The organism is Streptomyces sp. NPDC001270 (assembly GCF_042896695.1).
Classification (GTDB): domain Bacteria; phylum Actinomycetota; class Actinomycetes; order Streptomycetales; family Streptomycetaceae; genus Streptomyces.
The window spans coordinates 43,616-57,935 of sequence record NZ_JBIAXM010000026.1; the positions used below are offsets into that span (position 1 = coordinate 43,616).

General features: G+C 72.8%; 11 protein-coding genes. 2 read left to right on the top strand and 9 right to left on the bottom strand.

The window, feature by feature from the left end; translation table 11 throughout:
* Positions 1-34: 34 nt before the first annotated feature.
* From ACFY2B_RS33430 to ACFY2B_RS33450, 5 genes are all read right to left on the bottom strand, one after another.
* A complete protein-coding gene (locus tag ACFY2B_RS33430) occupies positions 35-2,134 on the bottom strand; it encodes an alpha-galactosidase (protein ID WP_390766821.1) in 2,100 nt (699 codons plus the stop codon).
* On the bottom strand, positions 2,131-2,979 hold the full coding sequence (locus tag ACFY2B_RS33435; RefSeq protein ID WP_376533446.1) for a carbohydrate ABC transporter permease: 849 nt from the start codon (positions 2,977-2,979) through the stop codon (positions 2,131-2,133). The genes ACFY2B_RS33430 and ACFY2B_RS33435 overlap by 4 nt, the downstream gene beginning before the upstream one ends.
* Entirely contained in the window at positions 2,979-3,917 is a 939-nt protein-coding gene (locus tag ACFY2B_RS33440) for a carbohydrate ABC transporter permease (RefSeq protein WP_390766822.1), read from the bottom strand. The genes ACFY2B_RS33435 and ACFY2B_RS33440 overlap by 1 nt, the downstream gene beginning before the upstream one ends.
* A gap of 1 nt (position 3,918) precedes the next feature.
* Positions 3,919-5,208: an ABC transporter substrate-binding protein gene (locus tag ACFY2B_RS33445; RefSeq protein ID WP_390766823.1), complete on the bottom strand. Its 1,290-nt coding sequence runs from the start codon at positions 5,206-5,208 to the stop codon at positions 3,919-3,921.
* 117 nt (positions 5,209-5,325) lie between these two features.
* Complete coding sequence (locus ACFY2B_RS33450; RefSeq protein ID WP_390766824.1) at positions 5,326-7,491, bottom strand: glycoside hydrolase family 27 protein; 2,166 nt, start codon at positions 7,489-7,491, stop codon at positions 5,326-5,328.
* 747 nt (positions 7,492-8,238) lie between these two features.
* On the opposite strand from ACFY2B_RS33450, the gene ACFY2B_RS33455 reads away from it, so the two are divergent.
* The gene (locus ACFY2B_RS33455; protein WP_390766825.1) at positions 8,239-9,204 is read left to right on the top strand and encodes an NAD(P)H-dependent flavin oxidoreductase; all 966 of its coding nucleotides are present in this window, start codon (positions 8,239-8,241) and stop codon (positions 9,202-9,204) included.
* Between the two features lie 98 nt (positions 9,205-9,302).
* Here ACFY2B_RS33455 and ACFY2B_RS33460 read toward each other — a convergent pair whose 3' ends face one another.
* Both ACFY2B_RS33460 and ACFY2B_RS33465 read right to left on the bottom strand, forming a co-directional pair.
* A complete protein-coding gene (locus tag ACFY2B_RS33460) occupies positions 9,303-10,436 on the bottom strand; it encodes an MFS transporter (protein ID WP_390766881.1) in 1,134 nt (377 codons plus the stop codon).
* Positions 10,437-10,474: 38 nt separating this feature from the next.
* On the bottom strand, positions 10,475-11,032 hold the full coding sequence (locus ACFY2B_RS33465; RefSeq protein WP_390766882.1) for a Chromate resistance protein ChrB: 558 nt from the start codon (positions 11,030-11,032) through the stop codon (positions 10,475-10,477).
* 661 nt (positions 11,033-11,693) lie between these two features.
* On the opposite strand from ACFY2B_RS33465, the gene ACFY2B_RS33470 reads away from it, so the two are divergent.
* Positions 11,694-12,431: a DUF1275 family protein gene (locus ACFY2B_RS33470; RefSeq protein WP_390766826.1), complete on the top strand. Its 738-nt coding sequence runs from the start codon at positions 11,694-11,696 to the stop codon at positions 12,429-12,431.
* A gap of 100 nt (positions 12,432-12,531) precedes the next feature.
* Here ACFY2B_RS33470 and ACFY2B_RS33475 read toward each other — a convergent pair whose 3' ends face one another.
* Both ACFY2B_RS33475 and ACFY2B_RS33480 read right to left on the bottom strand, forming a co-directional pair.
* Positions 12,532-13,482 (bottom strand): hypothetical protein, encoded by a 951-nt coding sequence (locus tag ACFY2B_RS33475; protein ID WP_390766827.1) that lies wholly within the window; start codon positions 13,480-13,482, stop codon positions 12,532-12,534.
* A 25-nt stretch (positions 13,483-13,507) separates the two neighbouring features.
* On the bottom strand, positions 13,508-14,314 hold the full coding sequence (locus ACFY2B_RS33480) for a family 1 encapsulin nanocompartment shell protein (RefSeq protein WP_390766828.1): 807 nt from the start codon (positions 14,312-14,314) through the stop codon (positions 13,508-13,510).
* Between the last annotated feature and the right edge of the window lie 6 nt (positions 14,315-14,320).

Genomic DNA, 14,320 nt, shown 5'->3' on the forward strand with positions numbered 1-14,320 from the left:
GCAGTGTGCCCTGCGAACATATGCGGGCCGGGGGCTATTGCCGGGTCAGTACCACCAACTGGGCATCGTGGTCGGCGTGCCACGCGAAGGGCAGTCCGTAGTGCAGCAGATGGGCGCCGCTGTAGACGGTGGCCGACTCGGCGTCCCGGTAGGTGCCGGCCGGGTCCAGTCCGCGCAGCCGCAGCCGGGCGGGCCGGCCCGGCAGCAGGGGTGCGCCGTTCAGCGGGCCGGTGCTGAACGCGGCGACGACGGTGCGGTGTCCGTCCTCCGCGTCGTACTGGATTCCGCAGGTGGCGTCGCGGGGGGTGCCGAGGAGGCGGGCCGCGCCGTGGTGGACGACGTCCCGCACGGCCTTGTAGCGCTCGATCCATCCGGCGGCCTCGGCCCGCTCCCGCGCGGACCAGGCGCGCAGGTCGGCGCCGATGCCGAGGACCCCGCACATGGCCATGACGAAGCGGAAGGCCAGGGAGCGCGGACGCGTGTCGAACACACCGGGCGCGTCGGTGACCCAGGAGCTCATCCGGTGGGGCGCGTGGGCGTGCAGGAAGCCGTACTGGACGGCGAGCCGGTCCAGGGGGGCGGTGTTGTCGCTGGGCCATACGACGTCGGTGCGGGCGAGGGTCAGGTGGTCGATGCGTCCGCCGCCGCCGGCGCAGCCCTCGACGGTGACGTCGGGGTGGGCGGTGCGCAGGTGGTCGAGGACCCGCAGATAGCCGTGGACGTGCTGGGCGTCGAGGTCGAGCCGGTCGGCGGGTCCGGCGTCCGGCCGGCCGCGCTCGGTGGGCGGCCGGTTCATGTCCCACTTCAGGTAGTCGACGGGGTACTCGGTGAGCAGCCGGTCGAAGGTGCCGATCACGAAGTCCTGGACGTCGCCGCGGCCCAGGTCCAGCAGGAGCTGGTTGCGCACCAGGCGGGCGGGGCGGCCGTCCACGCGGTAGATCCACTCGGGGTGTTCGGCGTGCAGGCGGCTGCCGGGGCTGACCGCTTCCGGCTCGATCCAGAGGCCGAAGTCCAGGCCGAGCGCGCGGACGTCCTCGACGAACCGGCCGAAGCCCTGGGGGAACGCCGCGGGGTCCGGGTACCAGTCGCCCAGTCCGCCGGTGTCGTCGGCGCGGCCGGTGAACCAGCCGTCGTCGACGACGAACAGTTCGGCGCCGATGTCCGCGGCGGCCTCGGCGAGTTCCAGTTGCTGTGCCGCGTCGACGGCGAAGCCGGTGGCCTCCCAGGAGTTGTAGAGGACCTTGCGGGTGCGGTGCAGCCGGTCACCGGCGAGGTGCCGTTCGTAGCGGTGCCAGACGCGGGACAGGCCGTCCAGTCCGTCCGGGCTGAACGCGCAGGCCAGGCGCGGGGTGGTGAGGGTGCGGCCGGGGGCCAGGAACACGGCGCCCTCGTGCGGTGCGCGGCCCGCACGCACCCGCAGGGCTCCGCCGGGTTCGGCCTCGGCGGTGATGTGCCAGTTCCCGGGCCACTCCAGGGCCACGCCGTACGCCGGGGCGGGTGCGTCCTGCGGTGCGGCCGCGTCCTGGACGGCCAGCCAGGGCGCGTAGGCGTGTCCGGGCACGCCCTGGCTGCTGCCCATGGTGAAGGTTCCGCGGGTCAGTTCCAGCTGGGTGTGCTGGAACTCCTGCGACCACTGCCCGGTCAGGCAGGTCAGCCGCGCGCCGGTGGTGACGGGGATGTTCACGGCGCCCGAATCCAGCCGCTCCAGGCGCAGTTCCGTATCGCCGGTGCAGGTCAGCTCGGTCCATCGGTGGATGATGTCGGTGCCGGGCACGGTGGCGTAGCACAGGACGGTGCGCAGGCCGGTGAGGTCGTCGGTGAAGGCCAGGCGCAGGCCGCCCGCGGTCTCCTCGGCGCCGGTGAAGCTCCACCACAGGCCGCGGTCGTGGCCGGGCCGGTAGGCCACGAGGTCGGCGCCGGTGAAGGGGCGCAGGCCGTACGGCAGGTACTCGGCGGGCGCGGCGTCGGCGGGTGTGATGAAGTGGGTGCGCCGCGACCACTCCAGCGCCGACGGCCCGCTCTCCACGCCGTGCGGGCCCCAGGCCGCCAGCTCGGCCCAGGGGCCGTCCGGGGAGAGGCGGACGGTGTAGCTGGTGTTGTCGGTGCGCAGGGTCCAGCGCTGGTGCGACGTCACTTGACTGCTCCGAGGTTGAGGCCGGCCACGAAGTGGCGCTGGAAGCGCAGGAAGACGGCCACGGTCGGTGCGGCGGCGATGACGGATCCGGCCGCGACGACGTTCCACATGGACACGAACTGTCCCTGGAGTCCGATGAGGGCCGCGGTGATCGGCATCTTGGTGTCGCTGCGCAGCACCGTGATCGCCCACAGCAGGTCGTTGAAGATCCAGGTGAAGGACAGCGCGCCGAGCGCGGCCAGCGCGGGCCGGGCGAGCGGGAGGATGATCCGCCAGAAGATCTGCCACGGGCCGGCGCCGTCGACGACGGCGGCCTGCTGGATCTCGACGGGGATGGCCCGCATGAAGCCGTACAGGACGAAGACGTAGAAGCCGACGCCGAAGCCGATCTGCACGCCGATGAGCGCGGGCAGGGTGTCGTGGATGCCGAGGAGTTCGCTCATCTTGGACACCGGGATGAGCAGGATCTGCGGGGGCAGCAGGTTGCCGCCGAGCATGACCAGGAGCAGGGTGCGGCGCAGGGGCATGGTGTAGCGGCTGAGGGCGAACGCGGCCATGGCGGCCAGCGCCAGGGTCACCAGTACGCAGGGGACGGTGACGAGCAGGCTGTTGATGAGGGCGCGCTGCTGGCCGCCGTCGACCCATGCCTGCCGGAAGGCGTCGAGGGTGAAGGAGTGCGGCAGGCTGCCCAGGCCGTGGGCGGCGATGTCGTCGAAGGAGCGCAGGCTGGTCACCAGGACCAGGACGATGGGCAGCAGCCACAGGACGGCCAGGGCGCCCGCGCCCAGGTGGAATCCGGCGGTGGCGGCCCGTTTGCGGCGCACGGCCGTGGTGGTGGCGGACATCAGTCGGCCTCCCGGAACGCGCGGACGAGGTAGGAGCAGATGACGCCGAACGCCAGCACGAAGATGACGACGGCCAGGGCGGAGCCGTAGCCCAGCCGCAGGGACTGGAAGGCGGTGGAGTACATGTAGGTGCTCAGCAGTTCGGACGAGTGGTAGGGGCCGCCGCGGGTGAGGGACCAGACGACGTCGAACGAGCGCAGCGAGTCGATGACGATCACGGACAGCACGACGGCGTTGACGCCGCGCAGTTGGGGGAGGGTCACGTGCCGGAACCGCTGCACGCGTCCGGCGCCGTCGACCTTGGCCGCCTCGTACAGGGCGGGGTCGATGCCCTTGAGGCCGGCGACGTACAGCACCATCACGTAGCCGATCTGCCGCCACAGCGCGGGCACGATCACCGCGTACAGGGCGGTGTCCTGGTCGGCGAGCCAGGCGTGGCGCAGGCTGCCGAGGCCGACGCCCTCCAGCACCTGGTTGAGGACGCCGTCGGGCTGGTAGATGGCCTGCCAGACGAGGGCGGTGGCGACCAGGGAGAAGACGACGGGCAGGAACAGGGCGGCGCGGTAGAGGCCGACGCCGCGGCGCTCCTGTTGCAGCAGCAGCGCGGCGCCCAGGCCGAGCAGCGCGGACAGCCCGCCGAACAGCACCAGCCACAGCACCGTGTCGATGGCCGCGGTGCGGAAGACCGTGTCGTGCGCCATCTCGCGGAAGTTGCCGAGGCCGACGAACTTGGCCGGCGACACGCCGTCCCACGAGGTGAGGGCGAGGTAGAAGCCCTGGAGCGCGGGCCAGAACACCCATACGGCCTCGGCGAGCAGCGGCACGAGGACGAACGCGAGCACCAGGGGCGGCGTCCGCCGGGCGGTCCTGCGCGGGCGCCTGCCGCGGGCCGGGGCGGTGGCCGGGGCCGTGCGGTCGGCCGCGGTCAGGACGGACATGTCAGGCGCTCCAGATCTTCTGGGCGTCGCGCTGCCAGTCGGTGAGGATGCTGCCGACGCTCTTGGGCTTGGCGAGGAACTTGCCCAGCGCGGTGTCCGCGGTGGGCTGGAGGGCGTCGCTGGAGTCGCGGTTGAAGAACTGGGTGATCTCGGCGGCCTGTTCGACGTGTGCGCGGCCCTTGCGGACGAGGGGGGTGCCGGCGTCCTTGGCGTCGGGGTGGCAGGGCAGGACGGTGCCCGAGGAGCCCTTGATGTAGATCTCCTGCGCCTCGGCGGTGGCGAGGTAGCGCAGGACGTCGGCCACCTGGTCGTGCCGTCCGGTGCGGGCGCTGGCGAAGTAGCCGTCGGTGGGGGCCTCCTCGGCGAGCGGCACCTTGGGGTCGATGACCGGGAAGCGGAAGAAGTCGATGTCGTCGAGGGCGTCCTTGGGTGCCGCGTCGGCGAAGAAGGTCCCGATGAGCATCATGCCGGTGCGGCCGTTGAGCAGGGCGGTCGTGGCGTCCTGGAAGGCGAGGGCGGTGCCGTCGGGGTCGAAGTACGGCAGTGCCTCCTGCCAGCGGTCGAAGACCTTGCGCACTTCCGGGTCGTCGAAGCGGCGTCGGCCGGCGAGCAGTTGGCGGTGGTAGTCGGCGCCGTTGACGCGGATGTTCAGGTAGTCGAACCAGGCGGAGGCGACCCATGCGGTGTTGCCGCCGGCGCCAAGACCGATCGGGGCGACGCCCCTGGACTTGAGCGTGTCGCACAGGGCGAGGAAGTCGTCCCAGCTCTTGGGCTCGCGCACACCCCATTTCGCGAAGTTCGACTTCCGGTAGAACATGCCCCACCAGTAGTAGGTGGCGGGTACGAAGACCTTCTTGCCGGAACTCGCGGTGCAGAGCGTGTTCTGGGCCTTGGAGTAGCGCTTGAGGTCGGGTGAGGAGGTCCAGACGTCGTCGAGGTCGAGCAGCAGGTTCTTCTTGGCGTAGGCGTCCGCCACCGAACCGGGGTACCAGGTGTAGACGTCGGGCGGGTTGGCGGAGGTGAGGTAGGTCGGCAGCTGGGTCCGGAAGGTCTCGGCGGCGACGGTGTTGAGGCTGACCTGCCCGGATCCCTTCTTGGTGTAGGCGGCGGCCAGGTCCTCCATCGCTGCCTTCGCCTGCGGGGCGGAGAGGTTGGACTGAAGGGTCACCGCCCCCTTGGCGGAGGACTTGGCGGTGGAGGTGGCGGTGACACAGCCGCTGAGCAGTGCCGCGGTCCCGGCAGCACCGAGTCCGGCGAGGAACCGCCGTCGGCTGGGCTGAAGGTTCGTCATGGAGGGCTCCCTGTGGATCCACGCGGCGGGGCGGCGGCGGCCGAGGCGTGGGCGGCCCCGCTCGCGGTGGATCCAGGTTCGCGTGGCACTCACACCACGTCAAGATTAATTACTAATTTATTTGAACTCGATGCGGTGCACGAAGCCGTCGACCCCGCGGTAGACGGCGTCGACCGTGCCGCCCTGCCCCTCGACCGCTCCGAGCGCGCCGTCGAAGGCCGCGCTCGGGAACTCCTCGCGCTTGGACCAGCCCTGCCAGGCACCGGAGACGTACCGCTGCTGCCAGAGGGCGTAGTCCCCGGCCCGCGCGTACAGCAGCACGGCGTCCCCCGCGGCGACGAGGGTCGGGCTGCCGCTGACCGTCCCGCCGAGCGACGTCCACGCCGACCACTGGCCCGACGCCGCGCGGGAGCGGGTCCACACGTCGTCCGCGGCGGTCCGCACGGCCACGTGGACGCGCCCCTCGGCATCGACGACCGCGGACGGCCTGCCGTACGTCGGCCGGTCGCCCGGCGACCCCAGCGAGGACCAGTCGGAGGACGGGCCGCGCTGCACGATCCGCCCGTCCGCCCCGCGCGCGAACAGCGTCCAGTGCGCCGGGTCGGTGAACGCCACCGTCGGCGCGTCGGTCACCCGGCCGCCCAGGCTCTCCCACCGGCCCCAGCGCCCGTCGGCGAGCGCCCGCCGGTACACCCGGGAGTCGGCGCCGCGTACGAAGACGTCGACGCGGCTGCCCGGGGAGGCGTAGGCGGCGGGCTGGCCCAGGATGCCTCCCGCCGCCGGGCCGCCGAGGTCGCGGACGGCAGGCCGGGCGGTGCTGTCGGCCGCGGCCGTGTGCTCCTGGAGCGTGCCGTGCGGGCCGCGCAGAAAGGTGCTCAGGGTGTCGCCGCCGCGCACCACGGCCGGACTCGCGGTGGTCCGTACGCCCAGTCCGGTGCCGGGCAGGGCGTCCTTGCCGGTGAGTTCGAGGAAGGCGGTGCCGTGTGCGGGCACCCGCACGGTGTAGGACCCGCCGTGCGTGCCGCGGTCGGCTCGGGCGCGCAGGTCACGGACGTTCACCGGGCCGCCGAGCGCCGCGTCGGCGAACCGGACCGTGCGCTCGGCCGGCTGGTCGGAGCGGTTGAGCAGGACGACCGCACGCCGGCCGTGGCCCGCCAGGACCTTGCTGTAGACGTCGCCGGTCGCGTCGGTGGCCACCCGCACGCCCTGGATGCCGAGCGGGTCCTGGTCGACAGCGATGATCTCCGGGTTGCGCAGGGTGTCGATCATCGATGCCGGGAGGGTGCGTGGGTCGGATCCGAGCACCAGCGGGGAGCCCATCTCGGCCCACATCACGAACTGGGTGGTGGACTCCTCCTCCGTCAGCTCCAGGTTCCCGTCGGCCATGCGGCGCGTCGGGATGAGGTAGTCCGGGTCGTTGTAGTGGCCGGGCCCCTGCGCCTCGGGGTGCCAGGCGTTGGCGTCCATGGTGCGCAGGACGTTGGGCCACTGACCCGGGCTCGGCGTTCCCCAGGCGATGTCGGTGCCGGTACGCCAGGAATCCGCGATCGTCGGCGCGTAGCCGTAGGTGTTGTGCGCGTCCTGTTCGGGTGTGTGCGGCAGACCCCAGTCGTCGGTCAGCGGGTTGCACAGGTTCAGCAGCATCCGGCGGCCCGACTTGGCGACCGCGTCGCTGAACTCCTTGAAGGCGGGCCCCGGATCGAGTTTCTCGCCGATGCCGCACAGGAAGTCGACCTTGATGGCGTCGACCTTCCACTCGGCGAACTGCCGCGCGTCCTGCTCGTAGTGGCCCCGGCTGCCCAGGCCGCAGCTCCCGCCGCCGTCGTAGGTGCCCGCGTCGGTGTAGATGCCCGCCCGCAGTCCGCGCTTGTGCAGGTAGGAGACGAGGGCGGGGATGCCGGACGGGAAGCGCTCCGGGTGGGCGGCCAACCGGCCCTGTGCGTCACGGGGGTTGTCGGCCTGCCAGCCGCCGTCCAGCCACACGATGTCGTAGCCGCTGTCCCGCAGACCGCTGCCGGCCAGCGTGTCGGCGACGGCACGCACCTCCTTCTCGGTGGGCGCGCCCAGTCCGTAATAGGTGTTCCAGCCCATGTAGGGCGTCGGCGCGAGACCGCTGTCGTAGTAGTCGGGCGCTCCCTGGTCCACGGTCGTGGGCGCGTCGGCCGGGTGGGCTCCGGCGGAGGGCGTCACGGTGGCGGCCAGGACCACCGCGATCCCCGCCGCGAGGGCGGCCCGGGGGATCCGGTGGTGTCGGGGTCGGTGTGCGGGCGGGTGGGAAGTCACATGCCTCTCCCAGGTCGGAAGCAGGAGGAAGAGACGCGGGCCGCACCGGGACAGGGGCCTGCGCGTCACGGCGAAGACTGTGGCCCGAGGCCGATACCCTGTCAATATTTATTACTAATTTAGGAGAACGAGTCGCGGGGCCGGTCGGATGTCTTGACACATGCCGTTCCGTGGCCGCAGTGTTCGGCGGGGCCGCCGGAGCCGGGTGCGTTCGCGGTCACCCCAGTGGATCCGGTGGTCGTCCCGGCGTCCTCCACCGGGTGAACTCGCGGCCCGCCGACCGGCGTCGGCGCCGCTCCGGACCGGGCGCGTGCCCCGGACCGGGCGTGCTCCGGGTCTGCGGGCCGCGTGGGCGTCAGCAGGCGGTGTGCTCTTGCCGTGGACCGGCACGCCTCGGCGTTTTCGCGTACGGGTGCTGTGTCGGGCCGCTGTCGCGTCGTGGAGCGAGGCTGCGCCGGAGACAGGGGCCCCGCATCGGTCCGGGAGTCAGGAGAGTCATACGGTCATGCGTCCAGACTGCGCCGTCGCCGTGCGGCGTGCACGCCGGCACGCCCCCGGGCGGCCGCGCCGGCGCTGCGTGCCGGTGGCGGCCCGCAGCCGGCGGACGTCCTCGCCACCGCGGGACGCCCTCGGGCCTGACCGGCTCCGGTGACCTGTGCGCCGGCGATCCGGCGGTCGATCCCGCGGCCGGGTGGGTACGGCTCCCACGGGCGGAGCCGCAGGGTTCTTCACGGGAGGATTGCGACCATGGGTTTGTCGACGTCGTTCACTGAACTGTTCGGTGTGGAGCATCCGATCGCCCTGGCCCCGATGGGCGGGTCGGCCGGCGGCGCGCTGACGGCGGCCGTCTCGCGCGGCGGCGGTCTCGGGCTGCTGGGCAGCGGGAACGGGGACCGGGAATGGCTGGCCCGTGAACTGCCCGTCCTGGCCGATGAGGGCGCCGGGAAGCCCTGGGGCATCGGCTTTCAGACCTGGGCGATCGACGCCGACACGATTGCCCGGGCGCTGGAGCACGAACCGGCGGCGGTGATGCTGTCCTTCGGCGACCCCGGTCCGTTCGCGAAGCGCGTCCGGGACGCGGGCCCGGCGCTGATCATTCAGGTCACCGACCTGGAGGAGGCCCGGCGGGCGGTGGACCTGGGCGCCGATGTGATCGTGGCGCAGGGCACCGAGGCAGGCGGGCACGGCGCCCGGCGCGGGCGGTCCACGCTGCCGTTCGTGCCCGTCGTGGCGGACCTCGCGGCGCCGGTGCCGGTGCTGGCGGCCGGCGGGATCGCCGACGGCCGCGGGGTGGCGGCGGCCCTGGCGCTCGGGGCTGCCGGAGCGCTGCTCGGCACCCGCTTCCAGGCCACGGCCGAAGCCCTGGTCGACCCCACCACCGCCCGGGCGATCGTGGAGGGCCACGGGGAGGACACCGAACGCAACAGGGTGCTGGACATCGCCCGCGGTTCACGCTGGCCGGCCCGGTACACCGCGCGTACCCTCGGCCACCCTTTCCTCGACGCGTGGCGGGGCCGGGAGGACGAACTCGCGGCGGACCCGCATGCCCGGCACGCCTATCGGGACGCCGTGGCAGGAGGCCGGATCCCGGGCTTGCCGCGGTGGGCCGGCGAGGGCGTCGACCTCATCGACGACCTGCCGTCCGCGGCCGATCTGGTCGGCACCCTGGCCGCCGGGGCCGAGGAGGCGCTGGCCCGGGCCGGCCGGCGCTGACCGCTGTCGTCCGAGGTCCGCGCCGGTGATGACGGCGGAAGGGCGTGGCATTCGTGGCGTTCTTGAGCGGGGCGGGAGCGCCCGCGCGCCCCGTGTCCTCACTTGCGGAAGCGGTGACGCAGGAGTGCGAGGGCGGGGCCCGCGGCGAGCAGGACGGCCAGTGCCGCGTAGCCGAACGTGAGGGTGGCGAGCGCGGCGATGCCCGCGACGAGCAACGGACCGCCCGCGTCGCCGAGTTCACGGCCGAGTTCGGCGGCGCCCATGGTCCGGCCGAGGCGTTCCGGAGGCGTCGAGGAGGCCAGGGCGGCGAAGCCGAGCGGGGTGATCAGACCGGTGCCGGCCCCGATCAGCACGGCGCCCGCCAGTACGCCGGTCAGTCCGGGCAGCGTGGCGCAGGCCGACCCGGCAGCGGTGAGCAGCAGGCCCGCGACGAGGCCGACCCGGGTGGTGAGCCGCCCTTCGTCCAGCGCGCGGCCGGCCTTCGGCTGGACGATCGCGGCACAGGCGGCGAGCACGGAGACGACGGCGCCGGTGGTGACCGCGCCCAGCCCGGCGGCCCGGCCGGAGACCGGTAGGAAGCCCACGCCGACCGAGAGCGCGGCGGTCGCGGCGGCCAGCGCGGCGGTCGGGACGAGGAAGGCCGGCTCGGCGAGGCGGCGGGCCAGGTCGAGCACGGTCTGCCGGGTCTTGGGCAGCGGCGGTACGGCGGGCACGCTCGCCGTGGTCCACAGGGCGACGGCCGCGCCGAGCACGGCGAGGACGACGAACACGAGCCGCAGACCCCCTGCCTGGACGAGCAGGCCGCCGAGCAACGGGCCCAGGGTGTATCCGACGGACTTGTAGAAGCCGTAGCCGCCGAACGCGCGGCCATGCCTGGCGGCGGGGTTGAGCCGGGCGACCAGTGCGGACGCGGAGGGCGAGAAGGCCGCGGCCGCGGCGCCCTGGCCCAGGCGCGCGGCCCACAGCCAGCCGGGGCTGTCCGCCACGGCGTAGACGGCGGAGGCCCCGGCGAACGCCACGAGCCCGCCGAGCAGCACCGGGCGAGCGCCGATCCGGTCGGCGAGGCTGCCGAAGACCGGTTTGAGGACGACTTCGGCGCCGTCGTACAGGGCGAGCAGTCCACCCAGGACCAGCAGTGAGGTGACCGTGTCCGACGAGAAGGCACCCAGGTTCGCGGCGATGCCGTGGGCTCCGAACGCCGTGGTGAACCCGGCCGCGTAGAGCGGCCGCATCCGGCGGGCCGGTGCCGAGGGGACCGCCGCGATCCGGGTCACCGGTCCTGCTCGGGTGCCAGGTGCAGCGCGCGGAACACGCGTTCCGCGTAGTCCTCGCAGGCGGCGGCGCATTCCTTCAGCCGTTTCGAGGCGGCGGCCGCTTCGGGTGCGCCGAACACGTCACGGGCCATCAGATCGCGGTGCCAGCGCCGCAGCCGCTCCAGTGACTGCTCCTCCTCTTCCAGTTCGGCGAGGGTGAACTTGGCGATACGGATCTCCTTCGCCAGTTCCTCCTCGAACTTGCCGCAGTCGGCGAGGAACTCGCTCCAGTCCTCGGAGCGGGCCGCGGTGAACATCGCCCGGAACCGGGACGCGTCCTGCGGTGACCGTCCTGCGGCGTTGAGGGTCAGCGCCTGGCCGCCGGCCTGTTCGCTCAGCGTGAGCGCGCGGGCGATGCCGGCGGCGAAGACCGGCACGTCCGGTACCGCCCACACGCCCTGACCGAGTGACAACGCGCCGATCCTGCGCAGTTCACGCCAGACCGCCACGCGGTGCCGGGAGGGTTCCGCAGGCACTTTGATCACGAGAACGAGCCATCGACCCGCCGGGTCCATATCCGCCACACGGGTGAATGTAGCACCTGTTACATCAAGATACGTAGCATGTCTGTCGGGCGAGCTTGCCGCGCCGGCCGGACGGGGAGCCGCAGGTGCCGGGGCGCAAGCCGCACACGCCGGACAGGAAGCCGCGATCGCCGGCCAGGGAGCGGCGCCAACCCCTGACGGCCCCTCAGGCCACCCCTGACGCGGGTGTCTTGCGAAGGACCGGGCGAGGGTCAGGCGGCGGCGACCCCGTGCCGGGCCGCCCAGCACGCCGCACACTGGAGGCGACGGGTGTCATAACTGCTGGATCCCCCCATGCCCACCACGCGCTGCAGCGACGCCGCGACCCACTTGACGTGGTCCCCGCACGCGGCAGCGCCGCAGTCCACGCAGACCGCCACCGCAGGCTCTCGCAGACCCTCCTGAACACAGTCGAAGCAGTACACGGAACACTCACCTTCCCACTGGAATCTCAGTGCAATGCATATTGAGCCTACCTTAGATACAAGAGGGATCCAAGATGGGCGCTCGTGGTCCTCGCGGTTCCCGCTTTCCGTGGGTACCGCGGCGCACTCGGACGGATCGACTCACCCAGTGCTCCGGCGAGGACATCGGCCCCGGCGCCGTCCGGCCTCGGACGCGGTGATCACTCCTGGCGTTACCATCCAACACCGTGAGTGACGAACGCGGAGGAGAAGTCCCACCGGGCCCGACGCATCCGGCCGAGCCGGAGCTGGTTCTGCGGCTCGCCGTGGTCCTGCTGGTGGCGGCCTCCGGGGCGGTGGAGACCATCTCCTTCACCGCCTTGGACCATGTCTTCGCCGGGGTCATGACGAGCAATCTCGCCCTGCTCGGCATGGCGGCCGGCCGGGGGCAGGACACGGGTGTGACCGCGGCGGTGCTGGCGCTCGTGGGGTTCGGCGTGGGCGCCGCGGTGGTCGCCTGGCCCACGAGGCAGTCGACGGGGGCGGTCACGCACTGGTCGGCGCGGGTGATGCTCTGCCTGGTCGGGGAGGCGATTCTGCTGGCCGCGATCGCGGCAGCCTGGGCCGTGGTCGGCGGCGCGCCGGCCGGCACGACGCGGCACGTCCTGCAGTTCGGTGCCGCGCTGGCCATAGGGGTCCAGGCGGCGGCGATGGTGGCGGCCGGCCGGGCGGCGGCCCCCACCACGTACCTGACCGGCACCCTGGCCACGTACATCGTCAAGGGGCTGGGCACGACCCGTTCGCGGCGGTGGGTACCGGCCCGGCTCGGGGCCCTCGTCGCGGGCGCGGCCGCGTGCATGGCGCTCCTGCGGGCGGCACCGGTCTGGGCGGCCGTACTGCCCCTCGCGCTGGTCGTGTGCGCCATTGTGATGGCCTGTCTGCCACTGATCCGGCTGCGTCCCGGGGGCGTTCGGCCGGCCGCGTGACCGCCCAGGGGCGTGTCCGCTCGCCGTTCTGGGTTCGTGGGCGGCACCGCCACCGGTTCGGGCAGGGCCCCCTCGCACGCAGGCACGGGCGCGACGCGGTTCAGGCGGCTCCAACGGCGAGCGCGCGTTCGGCGGCTTCGCGCAGGACGTGGACGCTCTCGTCCAGGGCCTCGCGCTCCTGCGACGTCATGGTGGGCTCGTGCATCTGCTGGACCCCGCCCGCGCCGAGAACGCTCGACAGGGAGAGGGTGACCCGGTGCGCGGCGGAGTACGCGGCGACCGGCAGCACCGCGCGCTCGTCGCGCAGGACCGCCTCGACGAGCCGGGCGGAGACGGCTCCGATCCCGTACTGGCTCGCACCGGTACCCTCGATGATGGTGATGTTGGCGTAACGGATGTCCCGTTCGATCTCCCGGCGCAGGTCGTCGACGGACCGGCCGTCCTGGGCCAGCAGGCCGGTGACGGGAATGCCGCCGACGGTCGCCGAGGACCACAGCAGCACCTCGGAAGTGCCGTGTTCACCCACCACCAGGGCCTGCACGTCACGGGGCCGGACCCGGAGACGGTCGGCGAGCTGCACGCGGAACCGCAGGCTGTCGATGAGGGTGCCGGTCGAGAACACCCGGTCGTGCCCGGCGAGATACCGGGTGAGGTCGGCCAGCGGATCGGGCGGGTCGGTGACCACCATGATCACCGCCTGGGGCACGACCGCGACCACCTGGGGGACGATGTCGGCGAAGATCCTGGCGTTGGTCTCCAGCAGCCGCAGGCGGCCCTTGGGGTCGGAGCGGTCGGTGGCACCGCCCGCCTTCTCGTTGACACCGGCGGCGATCACGACGAGCGCGGCGTCGGCCAGGTCGTCGTAGCCTCCGGCGCGCACGTCGACCGTCGGTGACAGGGGGGCGGCGTAGCGCAGGTCGGTGGCGACGCCGTCGGCGCGGGGTTTGTTCCGGTCGAGCAGCACGATCTCCCGGCAGGTTCCGCCGCGTTCGACGAGGGAGAGGGCCGTGGCCGAGCCGACCGCGCCCACACCCGCTATGGCGACCTTCATGTCTGTTCCTCCACCGTCCGCCGGATCAGGCGGTCTCCACCTGCACGGGCACGACGGCTTCGCTGGTGTACGCGAGGAACGTCAGCGTCTCCTGGAAGTACAGGCGGACACTCGTGTCGTCGTGCGACAGGTAGCCGACGGACACGCCCTGTCCGATGCGCAGTTCGAAGTCCCCGCCCCGCCTGGACACCAGGAAGGCACCGTCGATGGCCGGTGCCCACACGATGTCGCCGTCCAGCACCCGGGCGATGTGCTTGATGATCGGGTAGCCGTGGTCGGAGGTCTCACTGACAGCGGTGTACGCCTCGGCGCTCAGCGCCAGCGCGTAGGGGCCGCCGACGCCGGCGAGCCGCAGCACGGTGACCGCCTTGCTGACGACGTCGGGGTACGCGCGCACGTCGGCCGGCAGCGTCAGGGCGGAGTGGGAGGAACTCTCGCGCAGGCCGGCGATGTCCGCCGCGGCGTAGCCCTCGAACACCGCGCGGTCCTCGGCGAAGGCGAGTTGCCTGGCCGCGTCCTTGACCGGCTGCCAGTCCGCGTCCTTGGCACCGCGTGCGACGTCGTCCACCTGCTGCCGGTCGACGGTGAAGGGCACCCGCAGCTCCACCAGGGGCTGGAACCGGCGGATGCGGGCCGTCACCCCTTCGGCCGGCGCCGCGGCGTCCCGCAGATGGCCGCTGCCCACACCCGCCAGTTCCGTACCGCCCGGCTCGGGCACGTCGACGATCCGACGGGCCGCGACGTGCCGTTTGAAGGTACGGCGTGCCTCTTCCTCCAGGTCGGCCCACGCGGCGGCGGAGATGGGCGCCAGTTCACGGTGCAGATTGTCCATCGTGGG